Origin of the sequence: Cellulomonas denverensis (assembly GCF_012396125.1) — a bacterium.
Lineage (GTDB): Bacteria > Actinomycetota > Actinomycetes > Actinomycetales > Cellulomonadaceae > Cellulomonas > Cellulomonas denverensis.
Genome location: NZ_JAAXOX010000004.1, coordinates 327,275 through 347,231 on the forward strand (window position 1 = coordinate 327,275; position 19,957 = coordinate 347,231).

Here is a 19,957-nt window from a genome sequence, read left to right on the forward strand (position 1 = left end):
CTTCCCCGCTCCGGTCACCTCCAACGGGCCGGATGGGGCAGACTGAGGGCATCGCAATTCCCGGTGAGAAAGGTTCCACAGTGGAGGACGACGTCGTACTTTCGGCGCCCCTGTTCGCGGGGATGGACCCCGAGGCGTCCCGCGCGCTGATCGCTTCCATGCAGCCCGTGCACGTCACCCGGGGTGAGGTGCTCTTCCACGAGGGCGAGCCGGGTGACCGGCTCTATGTGATCCGCACCGGGAAGATCAAGCTCGGCCGCCGGTCCAGTGACGGGCGGGAGAACCTGCTCGCGGTGCTCGGCCCCGGGGAGATGTTCGGCGAGCTGTCGCTGTTCGACCTCGGCCCGCGCACCGCCACCGCCACCGGTGTCGCGGACGCCGTGGTGATGGAGCTCGGCCACGAGGAGCTGGTCGGCTGGCTGGAGAAGAACCCCGGCGTGGCCAAGCACCTACTCGCCGCCCTCGGCCGCCGGCTGCGCCGCACCAACGAGGCGCTGGCGGACCTGGTGTTCGCCGACGTGCCCGGCCGGGTCGCCAAGGCCCTGCTCGACCTGTCCACCCGGTTCGGCCAGCAGACCGACGAGGGCATCCGGGTCGCACACGACCTCACGCAGGAGGAGCTGGCCCAGCTGGTCGGCGCCTCCCGGGAGACGGTGAACAAGGCGCTCGCCGACTTCGCCGCCCGCAAGTGGGTCCGCCGCGAGGGCCGCGCGATCGTGCTGCTCGACCTGGACCGGCTGGAACGCCGCGCCCGCTGATCCACCCGACCACGAGCCCCGGTGCACACGCGCCGGGGCTCGTGGCGTGTCAGTCCGCGATCTCGGCGACGATCTCCAGTTCCACCGGCGAGTCCAGCGGCAGCACCGCCACCCCCACCGCGGACCGGGCGTGCACCCCGGCCTCGCCGAAGATCTCGCCCAGCAGGGTGCTGGCGCCGTTGATCACGCCCGGCTGCCCGGTGAACGACGGGTCGCTGGCGACGAAGCCGACCACCTTGACGATCCGGACCACCCGGTCCAGGTCGCCGTCCAGCAGCGCGGCGACCGCGGCCACGGCGTTCAGCGCACAGGTCGCGGCGAGCTCCTGCGCGGTCTCGGCCGACACCTGGGCGCCGACCTTCCCGGTCAGCGGGAGCTCGCCGCCGACGAACGGCAGCTGGCCCGAGGTGTGGATCAGGTTGCCGGTCCGGACCGCCGGGACGTAGGCGGCCACCGGGGCGGCGACCTGCGGCAGCTCCAGGCCGAGCGCCGTCAGCCGGTCGGCGACCCGGCCGGTCACTTCTCGCCCGTCGGGCGCTTGAGGTAGGCGACGAGCCCGGTCTCGGACTGCAGGACGGTGACCAGTTCCCAGCCGTCCGATCCCCACTGGTCGAGGATCGCCTTGGTGGCGTGGACGATGAGCGGGACGGTCGCGTACTCCCAGGTGGTGGTGGCCATGGGCGTCACCCTAACCACCACGGTGCCCGGCTCACAGAGCGGGGACGTCTCCCAAGGTCAGCAGCTCGTCCTTCCAGGACTCGACCTCCGGGTGGCGGCGCAGCAGTGCCCGGCGCTCCCGCTCGGTCATGCCACCCCACACGCCGAAGTTCGCCCGGCAGTCCAGCGCGTCGGCCAGGCACTCCAGCCGCACCTCGCACTGCTGGCACACGATGCGCGCGTCACGCTGGGCCTTGCCCTCGACGAACAGGTCGTCGGGCTCCACCCGCTCGACCCCGGCGGCGGACCCACACGCCGCATAGGCCGTCCAATGACCGTCCGGTACGGACATGCCATCCCCCTCGGTACCACGTGTCCCCTGTGGAGACGCCCGACCGGGTGCGGCTGACCGGCGGTGTCCCCCTGCTCCGCCAGACCGTACCGTCCGAGTCGTCCCACGTCACCACCTGTTCGGCTCAACGACGGCCCACAGCGCGGTGTGCAGGTCCGGTGCAGGTCCCGATCACGGGCCGGATCGCCGTGGAAGGGGCCGGAATCGCTCCCGTACCCTGACAGGTATGCCTTCTCCCTCCTCGCCCCGCGGTCGGCAGATGACCGCCGGCCAGGCGCTGGCGCTGTTCCTGGCCTTCCTGATGGCCTCCGGGATCGGTGGTCTGCTCGCCGCCGGCCTCGCCCTGCCCACGGTCGCGGTCGCCAACGGCGCCACCGAGCTGACCGTGCAGGCGTTCGAGGACCTGCCCGGTGAGCTGGAGCAGAAGCCGCTGGCGGAGAAGTCCGTGCTGCTGGCCGCGGACGGCACGCAGCTCGCCGAGTTCTGGTCCGAGAACCGCGAGGTGGTCACCCAGGACCAGATCTCCGAGCAGATGCAGAACGCGGTGATCGCCACCGAGGACCGCCGGTTCTACAGCCACGGCGGCATCGACCCCACCGGCACCCTGCGCGCCGCGGTCTCCAACTTCACCGGCGGGTCGACCCAGGGTGGTTCCACGCTGACCCAGCAGTACGTGAAGAACGTGCTGATCGAGGCCGCGATCCGGGAGGGCGACTACGCCAAGGCGGAGCAGGCGCGCGAGGCGGACGGCACCGAGGGCTACGCCCGCAAGCTCCGGGAGGCGAAGCTGGCCATCGCCCTGGAGAAGGAGATGACCAAGGACGAGATCCTCACCGCGTACCTGAACATCGCGCAGTTCGGCGTCTCGATCTACGGCGTGGAGGCCGCGGCGCAGCGGTTCTTCAGCAAGTCCGCCGCCGACCTGACCTACCTGGAGGCCGCCACGATCGCCGGCGTCACCAACAGCCCCACGCTGTACGACCCGATCAAGAACCCGGAGACCTCCGAGGGCCGCCGCAACACCGTGCTGTTCCTGATGCACGACCAGGGCTACATCACCGACGAGGAGTACGAGACCGGGCGGAACACCCCGCTGGCCGACACCCTGGTCCCCTCCGAGGCGAAGTCCGGCTGCATGGCCGCCGAGACCGTGGTCGGTGGCTCCGGCTACTTCTGCGACTACGTGACCAACGTGATCAAGAACGACCCGGCGTTCGGCGAGACCCCGGAGGAGCGCGAGGACCTGCTCTACCGCGGTGGCCTGACCATCACCACCACCCTGGACCCGCGGGTGCAGACCGTCGCGAACGACGCGGTCAAGAACAGCGTCCCGGTCGCCGACCCCTCGGGTGTCGGCGAGGCGATGACGATGGTCGAGCCGGGCACCGGCCAGATCAAGGCGATGGCGCAGAACCGCGACTTCAACAACACCTCCGAGGCCGGCGACCGGCAGACCTCGGTGAACTACAACACGAGCTTCGAGTACGGCGGCTCCACCGGCTTCCCGCCCGGCTCGACGTTCAAGGCGTTCACGCTGCTGCAGTGGCTCAAGGACGGGCACTCGCTCAGCGAGCGGGTCAACGGCACCGCCCGGACCCTGAACACCAACCAGTTCACCGCCTGCGGGTCGCGGCTGGGCAACAAGAGCTACCCGGTCGGCAACGCCGAGGGCGGTTCCGGCGTGATGACGGTCGCCAACGCCACCCGGAACTCGGTGAACCTGGCGTTCCTGTCGATGGCGATGCAGCTCGACCTGTGCGACATCATGAACGGCGCCGCCGAGCTGGGCGTGGTCCAGGCCGGCAACGGTGAGCCCTTCGACGCGGTGCCCGGCAACGTGCTCGGCTCGCAGTCCACCACCCCGCTGGCGATGGCCGCCGCCTACGCCACCTTCGCCTCCGGCGGCGTGTACTGCTCCCCGATCGCGATCACCCGGGTCCAGGACGCCTCCGGGGCCGACCTGCCGATCCCGGACGCCGGCTGCCACCAGGCGATCACCACCGAGGTCGCCAACGCGATGGCCTACGCGATGAGCGACGTGTGGAGCGGCACCGGTAAGGGCATCGGCACCCCGAGCTACCCGGCGGCCGGCAAGACCGGTACCACCACCCGCAACGAGCACACCTGGTTCGCCGGCTACACCCCCCGCCTGGCCACCGCCGTGTGGGTCGGTCACCCGGACTCGATGACCCCGATGCAGCGGATCACCATCAACGGCACGTACTACCGCAACGTCTTCGGCGCCTCGGTGGCCGGGAAGGCGTGGAAGGCCGCGATGGACGGCGCCCTGTTGGACGGTTCGGAGAATCCGGGCTTCGGCGCGGCCAACTCCAACGAGATCTACGGTGCCCGGTCAGCGTGCCCTCCGTGGTCGGCCAGACCGTCGACGCGGCGAACCAGGCGCTCACCGAGGCCGGGTTCCAGGTCCAGACCGGCACCCCGGAGTACTCCGAGCTGCCGGTGAACACCGTGATCCGGCAGGACCCCTCCGGCAGTGCCACCCCCGGCTCGATCATCACGCTGATCCTGTCCCAGGGCCCGGACCCGGCGTCCCAGCAGCCCGGGAACTCCAACAACCAGGGGCAACAGGGCCAGGGCGAGAATCAGGGTCAGGGCAACGGCGGCGGGAACGACCGCTAGTGGCGACCCGGCTCAACCGCGGCCTGGGCGCCGCGGCACTCGCCGGCGCCGGGGCACTGGCCTGGTCGGTGATCGAGGCGCAGCTGTACACCCTGCGCGAGTTCACCGTCCCGGTGCTCGCCCCCGGGTCGGCGCCGCTGCGCATCCTGCACCTGTCCGACCTGCACCTGACCCCCGGTCAGCAGCGCAAGATCGGCTGGGTGCGGGACCTGGCCTCGCTGCGCCCGGACCTGGTGGTGGACACCGGGGACAACTGGGCGGACCTGCACGCGATGCCCGCGCTGCTGCACGCCCTGGAGCCGCACCTGGACACCCCCGGCGCCTTCGTCTGGGGCTCGAACGACTTCTTCGCCCCGTCGCCCAAGAACCCCGCGCGCTACCTGCTCCGGGACGCCCGGGTGCAGCGCGATGTCCCGCCCGCCGAGTTGCCCTGGCGTGAGCTCGGCAAGCACCTGACCTCGGCCGGCTGGATCGACCTGGACAACCGCCGGGACGCCCTGGACGTCGCCGGCCACCGGATCAGCCTGGTCGGCACCAACGACGCGCACCTGGACCTGGACCGGTTCCCCGGCCCCGAGGGCGACATCCGGCCCGCCGCGCACCAGGACGGCCCCGCCGCCCCCGCCCGGGTCACCGGCGACCTGCCGGACCTGCACCTCGGTGTGACGCACGCGCCCTACCGGCGGGTGCTGAACGCCATGCACGCCGACGGCGCCGACCTGATCCTGGCCGGGCACACCCACGGCGGACAGCTCGCCCTGCCCGGCTACGGCGCCCTGGTCACCAACTGCGACCTCGACCGCGGCCGCGCCAAGGGCCTGCACGGCTGGCCCGGTGCCCGCCCGGACGCCCCGCACGGCGCCGACAGCACCTGGCTGCACGTCTGCGGCGGACTGGGCACCTCGCCCTACGCCCCGGTGCGCTTCGCCTGCCGCCCCGAGGCCGCACTGCTCACGTTGACCGCCGCGAGCTGACCCACCGGGCGGACGGATTACCGAGCACCCCTCGGCGTCCGCTATGCTGACTCGGCACCACGGGGTGTGGCGCAGCTTGGTAGCGCGCCTCGTTCGGGACGAGGAGGTCGTGGGTTCAAATCCCGCCACCCCGACGTGGATGACGAAGGGCCGGCACCGGAAGGTGCCGGCCCTTCGTGCATGTCCGGGCCCTTCGTGCATGTCCGGGCCCTTCGTGCATGTCCTGGCCGGCCGTGCATGTCCTGGCCGGTCGCGCGCGCCCGTTCGGCCCGCCCGAGCGGAGACCCGTCCGCGGCGCACGAGTGCGGAGAAACTGCGACGACTCGGGCGGTTCGGGCGACAGCTTCTCCGCACTCGTGACGGCGCAGGGGCCCGAGCGGGTCAGCGCGGGGTCTCGACCGGCTCGCGGCTGGGGCCGCGGTGGTCGGTGGCGATCCGGAACCGGTCGCGGCCGGCCGCCTTGGCGCGGTACAGGGCGACGTCGGCGGCGGCCAGGGCGGTGCCGGGTGGGACGCCGGGGCAGACCGTGGCGATGCCGGCGGAGAAGGTCACCTCGGTGCCGACCTCCGCCCACTCCGTGCGCAGGGCGCGGAGCATGTTCATCGCCTGGACCGCCTCGGTGCGGGGCAGCACCAGGACGAACTCCTCGCCGCCGTAGCGTGCGGCGTAGTCCCGGCGGCGCAGGTGCTGGTCCAGCAGATGACCGAAGCCGGTGAGCACGGCGTCGCCGGCGGAGTGGCCGAGGGTGTCGTTGACCTGCTTGAAGTGGTCCAGGTCGATCACCACCAGGGTGTCCCCGCCCTGCACGCCGGCCAGGTGCTCCTCCAGGTCGCGGCGGTTGCCCAGGGCGGTGAGGACGTCGGTGCGGGCGTCCCGGCGCAGGCGGTTGAGCGCGTCGCGCTGGTAGGCGGTGGTCAGGGCCAGGATCTGTGCGATCCCCCACCAGATCAGCCCGTAGATGATCAGCCGGACCCCGGCCCGCGGGTCGAACACCGGCACCATCACCGTGTACGCGGCCAGCGCCACCGGGACCACGCCCACCGCCACCCGCCCGGGGTGGAACAGCCCGAGGTACACGAAGCACAGCGGGATCAGGCCGACGTAGGCCCGCGCGGCGTGCTCGGTGGCCATCCCGATCACGGTCAGGGCGACCAGCACCAGCAGCGGGAACAGCACGGTCAGCCGGGACCCGTGCTGCCAGTCGACCAGGAAGCTACCCGCCGCGCCGAGCATCAGCACGCCGATCATGATCCCGATCGCGGCCAGCTCAGCGGGTCGTAGCCCGAGCAGCCCCATGGTCAGGGCGATCACCGTGGCGCAGAACACCAGCAGCAGCCGGCCCACCGCCGCGGCGTTGCCGCCCACCCGCAGCCAGGACGGCATGTGGGTGAGCAGCCGGATCACCGTGGGGGTGGCCTGCGCAGACGACGCGGCCCGCAGCGAGGTCATGCCTGGTCCATCGGCACCCGCATGCGCGCGCTGAACACTCCGGGGAGACACCTGCACCGAATCCCCGCCAAGTCCTGAGCTTCAGCGGGCGGCGACCAGCTCCGCGATCTGCACCGCGTTCAGGGCGGCACCCTTGCGCAGGTTGTCGCTCGAGATGAACAGCACCAGGCCGCGTCCCTCGGGGGCGGACGCGTCCTGCCGGATCCGGCCCACCAGGGTCGGGTCCTCCCCGGTCGCCTGCAGCGGGGTCGGCACGTCGACCAGCCGGACGCCCGGGGCGGTGGCCAGCAGCTCCTCGGCGCGCTCCGGGCTGATCGGCCGCGCGAACTCGGCGTGCACGGACAGCGAGTGCCCGGTGTACACCGGCACCCGGACACAGGTCCCGGCGACCAGCAGGTCGGGCAAGTGCAGGATCTTGCGCGACTCGTTGCGCAGCTTCTGCTCCTCGTCGGTCTCCCGGCTGCCGTCGTCGACCAGGTTGCCGGCCAGCGGCAGCACGTTGAACGCGATCGGTGCGGCGTACTTCACCGGCTCCGGGAGCGTCACGGCGGTGCCGTCGTGCACCAGGTCGAGGGTGCGCTGCGGCACGGCCGCCCGGACCTGGTCCTCGAGCTCCTGCGCCCCGGCCAGACCCGACCCCGAGGTCGCCTGGTAGGTCGCCACGATCAGCCGTTGCAGCCCCGCCTCGCCGTCCAGCACCTTGAGCGCCGGCATCGCGGCCATGGTGGTGCAGTTCGGGTTGGCGATGATGCCCTTGACGGCGGCGCCGACGTCACCGGGGTTGACCTCGGAGACGATCAGCGGGACATCGGGGTCCATCCGCCAGGCGGAGGAGTTGTCGATCACGATGGCCCCCGCGGCGGCGAACCGCGGCGCCTGCACCTTGCTGGTCGCGCCACCCGCGGAGAACAGCGCGATGTCCAGGCCGCTCGGGTCGGCGGTGGCGGCGTCCTCGACCACGATCTGCTCGCCGCGCCACGGCAGGGTGGTCCCCGCCGACCGCGCGGAGGCGAAGAACCGGATGCTCGCGACCGGGAAGTCCCGCTCGTCCAGCAGCCGCCGCATCACCGCGCCGACCTGACCGGTCGCGCCGACAACTCCGACGTGCAGTCCCGCGCTCATCGTCCCGTCCCTCCGTACACCACGGCCTGGTCCTCGTCGCTGTCCAGCTCGAAGGCGGTGTGCACCACCCGTACCGCGTCGTCGAGCTGGTCGGCGCGGGTGACCACGGAGATCCGGATCTCCGAGGTCGAGATCATCTCGATGTTGATCCCGGCGTTCGACAGCGCGGCGAACAGGCGGGCCGACACCCCAGGGTGCGACTTCATCCCGGCACCGATCAGCGACAGCTTGCCGATGGTGTCGTCGTACTGCAGCGAGGTGTAGCCGATGTCCGGCTGGTGCTCGGTCAGCGCGGCGATCGCGATCGAGCCGTCGTCGGCGGGCAGGGTGAAGGAGATGTCGGTGCGGCCGGTCGCGGCGACCGACACGTTCTGCACGATCATGTCCAGGTTGGCACCCGAGGCGGCGACCACCTCGAAGATCCGGGCCGCCTTGCCGGGGACGTCGGGCACGTCGACGATCGTGATCTTCGCCTCGCTGCGGTCGTGCGCGACGCCGGAGATGATCGGCTGCTCCATCACTGCTGCTCCTTCGGGGTCCATGACCAGGGTGCCGGTGTGGCTGGAGAACGACGAGCGCACGTGCACCGGCACCCGGTAGCGGCGGGCGTACTCGACGCAGCGCAGCATCAGCACCTTCGCGCCGCTGGCCGCCATCTCCAGCATCTCGTCGTAGCTGATCCGGTCGATCTTGCGGGCGGAGGGCACGATCCGGGGGTCGGCGGTGAACACCCCGTCCACGTCGGTGTAGATCTCGCAGACGTCGGCGCCCAGGGCCGCGGCCAGTGCGACCGCGGTGGTGTCCGAGCCGCCCCGGCCGAGGGTCGTGACGTCGTTGGTGTGCTGGGTGACGCCCTGGAAGCCGGCCACGATCGCGACCGCCCCGGCGTCCAGTGCGGCGCGGATCCGGGACGGGCTGACGTCGATGATCCGGGCCTTGCCGTGCACCTCGTCGGTGATCACGCCGGCCTGCTGCCCGGTGAAGGACTGCGCCTCGACGCCCAGGTTGCTGATCGCCATCGCCAGCAGCGACATCGAGATCCGCTCGCCGGCGGTCAGCAGGATGTCCATCTCCCGCGACGGCGGCAGCGGGGTGACCTGCTGCGCGAGGTCGATCAGCTCATCAGTGGTGTCGCCCATCGCGGAGACCACGACCGCCACGTCGTCGCCGGCCCGCTTGGCCTCGGCGATCCGCTTCGCGACGCGCTTGATGGAGTCGGCGTCGGCAACCGACGAACCGCCGTACTTCTGCACGATGAGAGCCACGTCAGGACTTTCCTGCTCGGATCGGGTGGGCGCGTGAACGCCACGAGTCTAGGGGCTGGTCGCAGGGCGAGATGAGCCGTCTCACCACAGCTCGCTGCCCAGTTTGACCACCAGCACCCCGACCACGACCAGGAACACCACCCGGACGAACCCGCTCCCCCGGGCCACCGCCGTCCGCGCACCCAGGTACGCCCCGGCGATATTGGCGACTCCGACCATCAGGCCGAGCAGCCACAGCGGGGCGCCCTGCAGGGTGAACACGATCAGTGCGCCCAGGTTGGTCGCCGCGTTCACGATCTTCGCCTGCGCGGAGGCCGGTAGGAACGCGTAGCCCAGCACCCCGACCAGCGCGATCACCAGGAACGACCCGGTGCCGGGCCCGAGCAGCCCGTCGTAGGCGCCGATCCCGAAGCCGAGGCCGAGGGCGACCAGCAGGTGCGTGCGGCCCTGCCAGCGCAGCTCGGTGGCCCGGCCGACCGACGGGCGGGCGACCGTGTAGGCGGCGACGGCGACCAGCGCGACCAGGATCACCGGGATGAACACGTCCTCCGGCAGCGAGGACGCCAGCAGCGCACCACCCCCGGCCCCGACCAGCGCCGACAGCGCCATCGGCCCGGCCGTGCGGAGATCCGGTTGCACCCGCCGGTAGAACGTCACGGCGCTCACCGAGGTGCCCATGATCCCGGCCAGCTTGTTGGTGGCCAGCGCCTGGACCGGGCTGATGCCGGGGATCAGCAGCAGGGCGGGCAGCTGGATCAACCCGCCACCACCGACCACCGCGTCCACCCAGCCGGCGGCGAAGCCCGCGAGCACGAGCAGGACGACGGTGGTGACCGACAGGTCGAGACCGGAGATCGTCATGCCGCGGCAACGCCGTGCGCGGCCAGCACCGCCCGGCCCGCCCGGCGCAGCGCCGCACCGGCATCCGCACTGCCCGCGTACCCGGCGACCATCGCCCCGTCCCGCAGCAGCACCAGGTCCAGCGCGGCAGGTCCGGGGTCCGGCGACCCGGCATCGGCGACCAGCTCGGCGGCCGCGGCGGTCAGCCAGCGGCGGTGCTCGGCGACCACGGCGCGCACCGGGTGCTCCGGGTCGGCGTACTCGGCGGCGGCGTTGATGAACGGGCAGCCGCGGAAGCCCGGCCGGCAGGACTGGTCGCCGAGCGCGTCGGCGTACTCCCGCAGCACGGTGATCGGGTCGCCGGGGTGCGCGGCCCGGGCCTGCTCGACCGCGGCGCGCTCGCTCGCCGCGACCGCGGTCAGATAGGCGACCACCAGGTCGTCCTTGGTGCCGAAGTGCCGGTAGAAGGTCACCTTGCTGACCCCGGCGGCGGCGATCACCCGGTCCGCGGACACCGCCCGGATGCCCTCGGCGTAGAACAGGTGCGCGGCGGCGGCCAGGATGCGCGTGCCCACCGGGGAGGCCGGCAGCACCTCGGCCGGCGGTGGCGCCAGCGGGGCCCAGGGGTCGGCGTCGACGGTGGTCATCTCGGCACTCCTCGGGTCGGGGCTGACAGGAAGTCTTGCACGGGCTGCTTCCACCATGATCTAGTAGACGTACTAGTTCGTCTACCCGAGGAGTCGTCATGAGCGCCATCTACACCGCCACCGCCACCTCCACCGGCGAGGGCCGTCGCGGGGGCCAGGTCGCCAGCAACGACGGCAACCTCGACCTCACGCTCGCGGTCCCGGCGGAGATGGGCGGCACCGGCGGCGGCACCAACCCCGAGCAGCTGTTCGCCGCCGGGTGGGCCGCCTGCTTCCACTCCGCGCTGAAGTCGGTCGCTGCCGCGCAGAAGACCCCGATCGAGGACTCCGCGGTGGTCGCCGACATCACCCTGCTGCCGAACGGCGACGGCGGGTTCACCCTCGGTGCCGCGCTGCACGTCGAGGTCGGCGGCCTGGAGCAGTCCGCCGCCGAGGCACTGGTCGCCCAGGCACACCAGGTCTGCCCCTACTCGAACGCCACCCGCGGCAACATCGACGTCACCGTCGAGACCACCGTCGCCTGACCCGGCACGCGGGGGGTCGCCGGCCCGGCGGTCCCCCGCTCAGGGCTGCAGCGCGTCGTACTCCGCCTCGGCCGCGACATCGTCCTCGACGTCCAGCCGCAGGTGCCCCAGCACGCTCTGCAACGCCCGCAGCGCACTCGACGCCCGGTCACCCCACACCGACAGGTAGGAGAACTGCCACCACCACAGCGCCTCCAGGGTCCCGCCGGCCTCCGCGTGCCGCAGACCCTGGACCAGCGGCTGGGCGATCGCCACCAAGTCGCCGGACAGGGTGGAAGTGGTCAGCTCCGCGCCGATCAGCGGGTCGACCACCTCGGCGTACTCGTCGATCCCGTCCAGCACCTGCGCCAGCGCGGCCCGCAACGGCTCGACATCCGGGTCCGGGCCGACATCCGGCTCGAAGCGTTCCGCGGGGACCACATCGACGATCGCGCCCAACCGGGCCCCGACCGCCAGCAGATCCGACACCGCGAGCAGCAGCAGCGGGATCGCCGCCTCCGGGTTCGTGCCCGCGCCGACCTCGGTCACCGTGCTGAGGAAGCTCCGGGCCTCCGCCTCGGTACCGCTCGCCAACGCCGCCAGATCCGCAGCATCCTCCGGGCCCGCGACCTGCGGGATCTCGGTCGGGCGGTGCGGATCGGTGGCTCCGGTCATGACGCCATCGTGCCCTGTCGCGGGCGGTCGCGCAGCCGTGTCGGCTCAGGCAGAGATCCGGCGACGACCCTCGAACGCCCGGCCGAGCGTCACCTCGTCGGCGTACTCCAGGTCACCGCCCACCGGCAGACCGGAGGCCAGCCGGCTGATCGTCAGGCCCATCGGCACCAGCAGCCGGGCCAGATAGGTCGCGGTCGCCTCGCCCTCGACGTTCGGGTCGGTCGCCAGGATCACCTCGGTGACGGTGCCGTCGGCCAGCCGGGTCATCAGGTCCTTGATCCGCAGATCGTCCGGCCCGACCCCCGCGATCGGATTGATCGCCCCGCCGAGCACGTGGTACTTCCCGCGGAACTCCCGGGTGCGCTCGATCGCCACCACGTCCTTGGGCTCTTCGACCACGCAGATCACCGCCGGCGACCGGCGCGGGTCCTGGCAGATCCGGCACAGCTCGGACTCGGAAACGTTGCCGCAGACCGCGCAGAACTTGACCCGGGCCTTCACCTCGGTCAGCGCGTCGACCAGCCGCTTCACGTCCTCACCGTCCAAGGCCAGGATGTGGAAGGCGATGCGCTGCGCGCTCTTCGGCCCGACACCGGGCAACCGGCCGAGCTCGTCGATCAGATCCTGGACGGCACCCTCATACACCCGCACAGCCTACGGCCCGCCGCCCACATCCGACCGCCGACGCGGCTACGCTCCTCCGAGCCGCTGCCGGGCACCCGGTACCCCCGTCCCCGCGACCCGGAGCCCTGCGTGACCCGCCTCGTCTACCCGCTGTTCGCCCTGCTGCTCGTGGCCCTGACCGTGCTCCCCCTGGCCTGGCGGACGCGCCACACCGGCGCGCGACCGCGCTGGGCGCTGCCCGCCCTCGCCGTCTGGCTGGTGGCCACCGCCGTCATGACGCTCCGCCCCGGCGCGGCCGGCTGGCGGGTCAACCTGGTGCCGCTGGCGTTCCGGCACGGCGGCGGCTCCGACCTGCTGCTCAACATCGGCGTGTTCGTGCCGCTCGGCATCCTGCTGGCCCTCGCCGGGCTGCGACCCGCACTGGTGGTGCTCACCGGGTTCGCGGTCAGCCTCGGCATCGAGGTCACCCAGTTCCTGGTCGCCTCCGGCCGGGTCAGCGACGTCAACGACCTGATCTCCAACACCGCCGGGGCGGCGCTGGGCGTGCTGCTGATCCGGCTGGCCGACCGGGTCAGGGCGCGTCGTCGATCTGCTCCTCGATGATCACGCCGCCGAGCGCCTGCACCACCAGCGGGATGCCGACCATGCCGGACGCGCTGATGTCCGGATCGTCCATCGACGGCTCGTCATCCGCCCAGTCCGGGGTGCTCGGGGTCGGCCGGGACGCCTGACGCCCGGCGTCCCGTGCCATCGCCGCGCGCACCCGGGCGGCACCGGTCAGCGGGACGGCGGGCGCTGCGGGGGCACCCGCCGGGCCGGAGCCGGTGGCCGATCCGCGCGATCCGGCGGGACCGTGGGCCGAGCCGGCACCGACAGCCGATCCTCCGCGCGCGGCGGAGTCGGGGCGGGTGGAGGCGGAGCGCGGGGCTGCCCACGGGTCCTCCGGCGGTTCCGGGGCGCCGGGGTCCTCGGGGTCGTCCCACGGCGGCGGGGGCTCGTCGCCGAACGGCGGCTCGTCGGCGGCCGAAGGGCGCGCGGAGGCGGAGGGCGACGGACTCGGGGAGGCGGAGGGCGAGGCGGCGGCGCCGGACGAGGGCGCGCCCGCGGACGACTGAGCGCCGGGCGAGCCAGCGCCGGGCGAGCCGGCGCCGCGCGAGCCAGCGTCGCGTGAGCCAGCGCCGGGCGACGATCCCGGCGCGCGGTACTCGGCGTCCGAGTCGCCCGCGGAACCGGGGCTCGCAGCGGTCCAAGGCCCGCCGCCGGGCGAGCTGTCCGCGCCGGGTGTCGAGGCGCCTGCGGCTGCGGGAGTGCCCGCAGCGCCGGGAGTGCCCGCGTCGGAGGCCGACTCGCTGGCCGAAGAACCCGGGCCGTCCGACCCCGGGCCCGCCGCAGTGGAGGCGGCGCTCGGCGCATCGACAGTGCTGGACGGCGTGCGCGACGCGACCGGCCCGCTGCCGGGCTGACCGGAGGACGGACGGGTCGACCCGGCCGGGGCGGATCGGCCGGTGGCATCCGAGCCCGCCCCGGAGCCGTCGGTCACCGCTCCGGGCGCACCGGTGGCGGCGTGCGCCGACCCGTCGGCGGCGGAATCGGACGACGAGCCGGGAATGACGGCCACCGCCGGCCACTCGACGGGCCCCGACGCGGCATCTGCGGGGCCGGAGGCGGACGCTCCACCGTGGGACGGCGCCGCGCTGGACCCGCCCGCGCCCGGAGACCCGTCGGACCCGGCGGAGTCGGAGGAACCCGGGATGGGCGCCACCTCCGGCCACTCCGTGCTGCCCGCGGCCTCCTGCTCACCGGGGGTGTGACTCGGACCGCGGCCCGCGGGGACCTGCGACTCCGCCGTGCGCTCCGCGCCGCGATCCGGGCCGGTCTGCGCGTCGAGCGTGCCGCCGGTCCGGCGGTCCACGCCGTCCCGGGGGCCGACCGGCTCGGCGGGGGTCGCCTGGGCCCAGGGGTCGGCCGGTGCCTCGTCGTCATCGGCTGCGCTGTCGGGGGCGGCAGCGGGGGCGCTGTCGTGTTCGCGGGCGGCGGCGTCCGGCGTGGTGGAACCGGCCGGCGCGGCGTTGCTGGCCGGCCCGGCGTTGCTGGACAGCCCGGCGTTGCTGGCCGGCCCGGCGTTGCTGGACGGCCCGGCGTTGCTGGACGGCCCGGCGTTGCTGGACAGCCCGGCGTTGCTGGCCGGCCCGGCGTTGCTGGACGGCCCGGCGTTGCTGGACGGCCCGGCGTTGCTGGCCGGCCCGGAGGACCCGGACGGGGCGGGAGCGCCGGGACGGACGGTGGCGACCGGGGCGGTGGGGGTGTCCCCGGCGAGCACGCCCTCGACCCGGACGTCGAAGCCGAGCGTCTCACGGACCGCCTGGTGCACCAGTTCGGCGTGCTGGCCCCCACGGAAGGCGGTGGCCAGGCCGGGGGCGGTGAAGCCGAGCGTGAGGGTGGTCGCGTCGAGTTCGATCACCTGGGCGTTCTGGCTGATCAGCACCCAGGTGGTCTTCTTGAGGCCGGCCAGGGTCTCCAAAACCTCCGGCCAGCGGCGGCGCAGCATCTCGGTGTCCTGGCCGGCACCGGTGCGGGCGGTGGCCGGGCCCGGGTCGGCTGGCGCACCCCCGGCCGGGACGGAGGCGGTGGCCTCGGGCTGAGGCTCGGGCTCGGGCTCCTGCGGCACCGGCGCCACGTCCGTGCGCGCGGAGCCGGCGGCCCGCTCCGAGGCATCGCCCTGGTGGTCCGGCACCGAGCGGTCCGGCGCCACGGCGGAACGAACCTCGTCGCCGCCCGCCCGGTCCGTGGCGGCCTCCGACCGACCCGCGTCACCGTCCCGATCGCCCGTAGTGCCATCCGCGGCTCCCGAGTCACCGTCCGGACCCGCCTCAGCACCGTCCGGACCCGCCGCAGCACCCTCCAGGCCCGGCACCGCGCCGTCCGCGCCCGCAGCAGAACCGTCCGGCAGACCCGCGGCCGACCCGGCCGCGACCGCCTGCTCGGCACCCCGGTCGCCGGCCACCGCCGATCCCGCGGTCTCCTGCCCCCCGCCCCGGCCTGCCGCCGCCATCGCCGCACGGGCCAGCGCCGCCCCGCTCGCGGTGGTCTCGGTGGTCGGCACCGGCCCGGTCACCACGGCGACCCGCTCGACGGGGGTCACGGGATTCACCGCCGGCGCCTGCCCGGTGGCCGCCGGACCCGCGGGCACGCCGGTGCGCTCGAGCCGGTCGACCCGGGCGCCGAGGCCGGCGGCGGAGTCGTCCATCGCGGGCAGCAGCAGCCGGGCCATCAGCAGTTCGAGGTGCAGCCGTGGGGAGGTGGCGCCGGACATCTCGGTGAGCGCGGCGTTGGCGAGGTCGGCGGAGCGGGACAGCTCGGAGGCGCCGAGGTGCTGGGCCTGGGTGCGCATCCGGGCGAGCTGGTCGCCGGGGATGTCCCGCAGCACGGCGTCGGCGGCCTCGCCGGAGGCCTGGAGCACGATCAGGTCGCGGAGTCGTTCGAGCAGGTCCTCGACGAAGCGGCGGGGCTCGTGGCCGGTGGAGATGACCCGCTCGACCACCCGGAACGCGCTGGCGCCATCGCGGGCGGCGATCGCCTCGACCAGGTCGTCGAGCAGGGAGGCGTGGGTGTAGCCGAGCAGGGCGACCGCGTCCTCGTAGACCAGGCCGTCGGGGCCGGAGCCGGCGATCAGCTGGTCGAGCACGGACAGCGAGTCGCGGACCGAGCCGCCACCGGCCCGGACGACCAGCGGCAGGACGCCGGAGCCGACGGTGATGCCCTCGGTGCCGCAGATCTGGCCGAGGTAGTCGGTCATGGTCTCCGGCGGGACCAGCCGGAACGGGTAGTGGTGGGTGCGGGACCGGATGGTGCCGATCACCTTGTCCGGCTCGGTGGTCGCGAAGATGAACTTCACGTGCTCCGGCGGCTCCTCGACGATCTTGAGCAGCGCGTTGAAGCCCTGGGGGGACACCATGTGCGCCTCGTCCAGGATGAACACCTTGAACCGGTCGCGCGCCGGGGCGAAGGTGGCGCGTTCGCGCAGGTCACGGGCGTCGTCGACCCCACCGTGACTGGCGGCGTCGATCTCCACCACGTCCAGGCTGCCGGGGCCGCCGCGGGCCAGCTCGACGCAGGACGGGCAGACACCGCACGGGGTGTCGGTGGGCCCCTCGGCGCAGTTCAGGCAGCGGGCCAGGATGCGGGCGGAGGTGGTCTTGCCGCAGCCGCGCGGGCCGGAGAACAGGTAGGCGTGGTTGATCTGCCCACTGCGCAGCGCCTGGCGCAGCGGCCCGGTGACGTGGTCCTGCCCGACGACCTCGGCGAAGGTCTCGGGCCGATAGCGGCGGTACAGGGCGGTCGTCACCCCGTGAACTGTAGTTGCCCCGACCCACACCGACCGAGCCGCGGTGGCAGGACTCCCGACGGTACGAGACGGTATCGACCCGGGGGGTGAGACGAGCATGACCGAAGGACGAGACCGCTGCTATGGTCCAGGCCGTCCGCCCCCGAACGGGACCAGGAGTCGAGCACGTGAACAGCCACACCGCTTCCCAGCGCCGCACGCAGTCGATGCGTGCCATGGCCGGGACGATGTGCGGCTGCATGTGCTCCTGTCAGCGAATGTGCTGACGCTGCTGACGCAGCAGCCGGGCCCCGCGCCGGCGGATCCGTGCCCGGCGCCGACCTCGATCGGCGCCCACGGGCAACCGTCCTGACCTGAACAGGACGGGGAACGCCGGAGCACCGGGCCACCCGCCGGTTCGCCCTTCGGCGCCCTTCCGGCACCCCTCGTTCCCGCAGACCTCCGGCACGTCCGCCGTCCGGCCGACGACCGATGCCGGTCCCACCAGGAAGGCCATCATGAAGCGCACCCTGACCGCCGCACTCACCGCCGTCACCCTCGCGGTGCTGGCGGCCTGCTCCTCCGGTTCGCCGGAGGCGGTGCCCACCGAGGCGAGCACCGACGACCCGGTGACCGTCACGATCGGCGTCACGGACATCAACAAGGAGTACTGGACCACCTTCACCGAGCTGGCCGCGGAGGAGGGCATCACGGTCGAGCTGAAGAACTTCACCGACTACCAGCAGCCGAACCCGGCGCTGAGCAACGGGCAGCTCGACCTGAACCAGTTCCAGCACCTGCTGTTCCTGGCGAACTACAACGAGAACTCGGGCGACGACCTGGTCGCGATCGGCAGCACGGTGATCTACCAGCTGGGCCTGTACACAGACAAGGACTACGCCACCCCGGACGACATCCCGGACGGCGCGCAGATCGCGATCCCGAACGACGCCACCAACCAGGCCCGGGCGCTGCTGGTGCTGCAGTCCGCCGGGCTGATCACGCTCAAGGACGGCGGCAACGCGCTGTCCACCCCGGCCGACGTGGTGACCGAGCAGTCCCGGGTGCAGGTGGTCCCGGTGGACGCGAACCAGACCGCGGTGCAGCTGCGCAGCCTGGACGCCGCGGTGATCAACAACAACTTCGCCGCCGACGCCCAGCTGGACCCGACCTCGGCGATCTACTCCGACCTGGACGACACCGACACCGCCCGGCCGTACGTGAACATCTTCGCCGCGCGGGCCGAGGACGCCGACAACCCGCTGTTCGCCACCCTGGTCGAGATCTACCACCGGCCCGAGGTGATCGACCAGGTGCTGGAGTCCAACGAGGGCACCGCGGTGGAGCAGGACCTGACCGCGGACGAGCTGGCGACCAGCCTGACCGAGCTGCAGGACCTGGTCCGCGACGCGGGCTGATCACGATGACGACGATGGTCTCCCTGCAGGACGTGACGAAGGTGTTCGCCGCGTCCTCATCCAAGGCCGAACCGGTCCGCGCGGTGGACGGGGTCACCCTCGACATCGAGCGGGGCGAGGTCTTCGGCGTGATCGGCTGGTCGGGTGCGGGCAAGAGCACCCTGGTCCGGCTGATCAACGCGCTGGAACGGCCGACCTCCGGGCGGGTGGTGGTCGACGGCGTCGACCTGACCGAGCTGTCCGAGCGCGGGCTGCGACCGGCGCGGGCCGGGATCGGCTTCATCTTCCAGCAGTTCAATCTGCTGCGGTCGCGCACGGTCGCCGGGAACATCGCCTACCCGCTGAAGGTCGCCGGCTGGCCGAAGGAGAAGCGGGCCGCCCGGGTGGCCGAGCTGCTGGAGTTCGTCGGGCTGTCGGACAAGGCGCGGCAGTACCCGGACCAGCTCTCCGGCGGGCAGAAGCAGCGGGTCGGCATCGCCCGGGCGCTGGCGACCAACCCGGCGCTGCTGCTGGCCGACGAGGCGACCAGTGCGCTGGACCCGGAGACCACCAAGGACGTCCTGGACCTGCTGCGCCGGGTGAACCAGGAGCTCGGGGTGACCATCGTCGTGATCACGCACGAGATGTCGGTCGTCGCCTACCTCTGTCACCGGGTCGCGGTGATGGAGCACGGCCGGGTGGTGGAGGAAGGGCCGGTCTACGACGTCTTCGCCCGGCCGGAGCAGGCGATCACCCGCCGGTTCATCGGCTCCGCACTGCATGACCGGCCGCGGCCGGACGTGATCGCCCGGCTCCGGGAGCGGCACCCGGGCCGGATCGTCACCGTGGCGATCCGGGAGGCCGAGGGCGACCCGGGCATCTCGCTGACCGAACGCCTGCGCGCGCACGGGGTGGACGGTGCGGTGGTCTACGGCGGGATCACCGAGGTCGGGTCGCGGCCGCTCGGGTCGCTCACCTTCGCGCTCACCGGTGACCAGGGGCGGATCGACGCCCTGCTGGCCGACCTGCGCACGCACACCGAGGTCGTCGAGCACACGGAGGTGACGGCATGACCGCCGATCTGTGGCCGGTGCTCTGGACCGCCGTCGGCCAGACCCTGCAAATGGCGGGGGCCGCGCTGGGGATCGGCGGGCTGGCCGGCCTGCTGCTCGGCGTCGCGCTGTACGTGACCCGGCCGGGCAACCTGCTGTCCAACCGCCCGGTGTTCTACGTGCTGAACGTGCTGGTGAACATCGTCCGGCCGATCCCGTTCATCATCTTCATCACCGCGATCCAGCCGCTGACCCTGGCGATCACCGGGGTATCGATCGGGATCGGGGCGGCCATCCCGGCGCTGGCGATCATGACCACCTTCGGCACCAGCCGGATCGTGGAGCAGAACCTGGTCGCGATGGACCCGGGCGTGATCGAGGCGGCCCGGGCGATGGGCGCCGGCCCGCTGCGGATCATCGCGACCGTGATCGTGCCGGAGACCCTGGGGCCGCTGATCCTGGGCTACACCTTCCTGTTCGTCGCGATCATCGACATGACCGCGATGGCCGGGGCGATCAGCGCCGGCGGTCTGGGCGACTTCGCGCTGGTGTACGGCTACCAGCGCTACCAGCCGGCCGTGACCTGGACCGCGGTCGCGGTGATCGTGGTGCTGGTGCAGGTGGCGCAGTTCGCGGGCAACTGGCTGGCCCGGCGCGTGCTGCGCCGGTGACCGGCCG

At 72.9% G+C, this 19,957-nt stretch carries 20 protein-coding genes and 1 tRNA gene; 10 read left to right on the forward strand and 11 right to left on the reverse strand.

Translation table 11 applies throughout. From position 1 onward, the window contains the following. Positions 1-80: 80 nt before the first annotated feature. Entirely contained in the window at positions 81-758 is a 678-nt protein-coding gene (locus HGA03_RS10785) for a Crp/Fnr family transcriptional regulator (RefSeq protein ID WP_168630256.1), read from the forward strand. A 49-nt stretch (positions 759-807) separates the two neighbouring features. Here the strand turns inward: HGA03_RS10785 and HGA03_RS10790 are convergent, their stop codons facing one another. Genes HGA03_RS10790 through HGA03_RS10800 form a run of 3 tightly spaced genes read right to left on the reverse strand, consistent with a single transcriptional unit; the run spans position 808 to position 1,767 of the window. Further along, on the reverse strand, positions 808-1,278 hold the full coding sequence (locus HGA03_RS10790; RefSeq protein WP_168630257.1) for a RidA family protein: 471 nt from the start codon (positions 1,276-1,278) through the stop codon (positions 808-810). Continuing rightward, on the reverse strand, positions 1,275-1,436 hold the full coding sequence (sp36, locus tag HGA03_RS10795) for a Sp36 family protein (RefSeq protein ID WP_168630258.1): 162 nt from the start codon (positions 1,434-1,436) through the stop codon (positions 1,275-1,277). The genes HGA03_RS10790 and sp36 overlap by 4 nt, the downstream gene beginning before the upstream one ends. Positions 1,437-1,467: 31 nt before the next feature. Continuing rightward, complete coding sequence (locus HGA03_RS10800) at positions 1,468-1,767, reverse strand: WhiB family transcriptional regulator (protein WP_168630259.1); 300 nt, start codon at positions 1,765-1,767, stop codon at positions 1,468-1,470. A gap of 226 nt (positions 1,768-1,993) precedes the next feature. Here HGA03_RS10800 and HGA03_RS10805 point away from each other — a divergent pair, with 226 nt between their 5' ends. The 4 genes from HGA03_RS10805 (at position 1,994) to HGA03_RS10820 (ending at position 5,515) form a co-directional block, all read left to right on the forward strand. After that, entirely contained in the window at positions 1,994-4,231 is a 2,238-nt protein-coding gene (locus HGA03_RS10805) for a transglycosylase domain-containing protein (protein ID WP_168630260.1), read from the forward strand. Then, the gene (locus HGA03_RS19605; protein ID WP_168630261.1) at positions 4,135-4,407 is read left to right on the forward strand and encodes a PASTA domain-containing protein; all 273 of its coding nucleotides are present in this window, start codon (positions 4,135-4,137) and stop codon (positions 4,405-4,407) included. Before HGA03_RS10805 ends, HGA03_RS19605 begins: the two co-directional genes overlap by 97 nt. Next, on the forward strand, positions 4,407-5,381 hold the full coding sequence (locus tag HGA03_RS10815; RefSeq protein WP_168630262.1) for a metallophosphoesterase: 975 nt from the start codon (positions 4,407-4,409) through the stop codon (positions 5,379-5,381). Before HGA03_RS19605 ends, HGA03_RS10815 begins: the two co-directional genes overlap by 1 nt. 60 nt (positions 5,382-5,441) lie before the next feature. Beyond that, a tRNA-Pro gene (locus HGA03_RS10820) sits at positions 5,442-5,515 on the forward strand. A gap of 247 nt (positions 5,516-5,762) precedes the next feature. On the opposite strand, the gene HGA03_RS10825 is transcribed toward HGA03_RS10820, so the two are convergent. From HGA03_RS10825 to HGA03_RS10845, 5 genes are all read right to left on the reverse strand, one after another. After that, positions 5,763-6,830 carry a GGDEF domain-containing protein gene (locus HGA03_RS10825; RefSeq protein WP_168630263.1) on the reverse strand — a complete coding sequence of 356 codons (1,068 nt, stop codon included), beginning with the start codon at positions 6,828-6,830 and terminating at the stop codon, positions 5,763-5,765. Between the two features lie 81 nt (positions 6,831-6,911). Further along, positions 6,912-7,952: an aspartate-semialdehyde dehydrogenase gene (locus HGA03_RS10830; RefSeq protein WP_168630264.1), complete on the reverse strand. Its 1,041-nt coding sequence runs from the start codon at positions 7,950-7,952 to the stop codon at positions 6,912-6,914. Next, positions 7,949-9,217, reverse strand: coding sequence for an aspartate kinase (locus HGA03_RS10835; protein WP_168630265.1), 1,269 nt, complete (start codon positions 9,215-9,217; stop codon positions 7,949-7,951). Before HGA03_RS10835 ends, HGA03_RS10830 begins: the two co-directional genes overlap by 4 nt. Before the next feature lie 81 nt (positions 9,218-9,298). After that, a complete protein-coding gene (locus HGA03_RS10840) occupies positions 9,299-10,078 on the reverse strand; it encodes a TSUP family transporter (protein WP_168630266.1) in 780 nt (259 codons plus the stop codon). Then, complete coding sequence (locus HGA03_RS10845) at positions 10,075-10,704, reverse strand: TetR/AcrR family transcriptional regulator (protein WP_168630267.1); 630 nt, start codon at positions 10,702-10,704, stop codon at positions 10,075-10,077. The genes HGA03_RS10840 and HGA03_RS10845 overlap by 4 nt, the downstream gene beginning before the upstream one ends. Positions 10,705-10,802: 98 nt before the next feature. Here HGA03_RS10845 and HGA03_RS10850 point away from each other — a divergent pair, with 98 nt between their 5' ends. Next, the gene (locus HGA03_RS10850) at positions 10,803-11,228 is read left to right on the forward strand and encodes an organic hydroperoxide resistance protein (RefSeq protein WP_168630268.1); all 426 of its coding nucleotides are present in this window, start codon (positions 10,803-10,805) and stop codon (positions 11,226-11,228) included. 39 nt (positions 11,229-11,267) lie between these two features. Here HGA03_RS10850 and HGA03_RS10855 read toward each other — a convergent pair whose 3' ends face one another. Together HGA03_RS10855 and recR are read right to left on the reverse strand one after the other, a co-directional pair. Continuing rightward, positions 11,268-11,882, reverse strand: a complete 615-nt coding sequence (locus HGA03_RS10855) for a DUF5063 domain-containing protein (protein ID WP_168630269.1) — start codon at positions 11,880-11,882, stop codon at positions 11,268-11,270. Between the two features lie 45 nt (positions 11,883-11,927). Next, a complete protein-coding gene (gene recR, locus HGA03_RS10860; protein WP_168630270.1) occupies positions 11,928-12,527 on the reverse strand; it encodes a recombination mediator RecR in 600 nt (199 codons plus the stop codon). A 108-nt stretch (positions 12,528-12,635) separates the two neighbouring features. On the opposite strand from recR, the gene HGA03_RS10865 reads away from it, so the two are divergent. Next, entirely contained in the window at positions 12,636-13,109 is a 474-nt protein-coding gene (locus HGA03_RS10865; RefSeq protein WP_168630271.1) for a VanZ family protein, read from the forward strand. Here the strand turns inward: HGA03_RS10865 and HGA03_RS10870 are convergent. Beyond that, entirely contained in the window at positions 13,078-16,851 is a 3,774-nt protein-coding gene (locus tag HGA03_RS10870; protein ID WP_345719365.1) for a DNA polymerase III subunit gamma and tau, read from the reverse strand. The genes HGA03_RS10865 and HGA03_RS10870 overlap by 32 nt on opposite strands. Before the next feature lie 497 nt (positions 16,852-17,348). Between HGA03_RS10870 and HGA03_RS10875 the strand changes: the two genes are divergently transcribed. From HGA03_RS10875 to HGA03_RS10885, 3 genes are read left to right on the forward strand one after another with little or no spacing between them, the layout of a single operon-like run. Further along, complete coding sequence (locus HGA03_RS10875; RefSeq protein ID WP_168630273.1) at positions 17,349-18,248, forward strand: MetQ/NlpA family ABC transporter substrate-binding protein; 900 nt, start codon at positions 17,349-17,351, stop codon at positions 18,246-18,248. 5 nt (positions 18,249-18,253) lie between these two features. After that, positions 18,254-19,300: a methionine ABC transporter ATP-binding protein gene (locus HGA03_RS10880; RefSeq protein ID WP_203767654.1), complete on the forward strand. Its 1,047-nt coding sequence runs from the start codon at positions 18,254-18,256 to the stop codon at positions 19,298-19,300. Then, a complete protein-coding gene (locus HGA03_RS10885) occupies positions 19,297-19,950 on the forward strand; it encodes a methionine ABC transporter permease (RefSeq protein ID WP_168630274.1) in 654 nt (217 codons plus the stop codon). The genes HGA03_RS10880 and HGA03_RS10885 overlap by 4 nt, the downstream gene beginning before the upstream one ends. Positions 19,951-19,957: the final 7 nt, after the last annotated feature.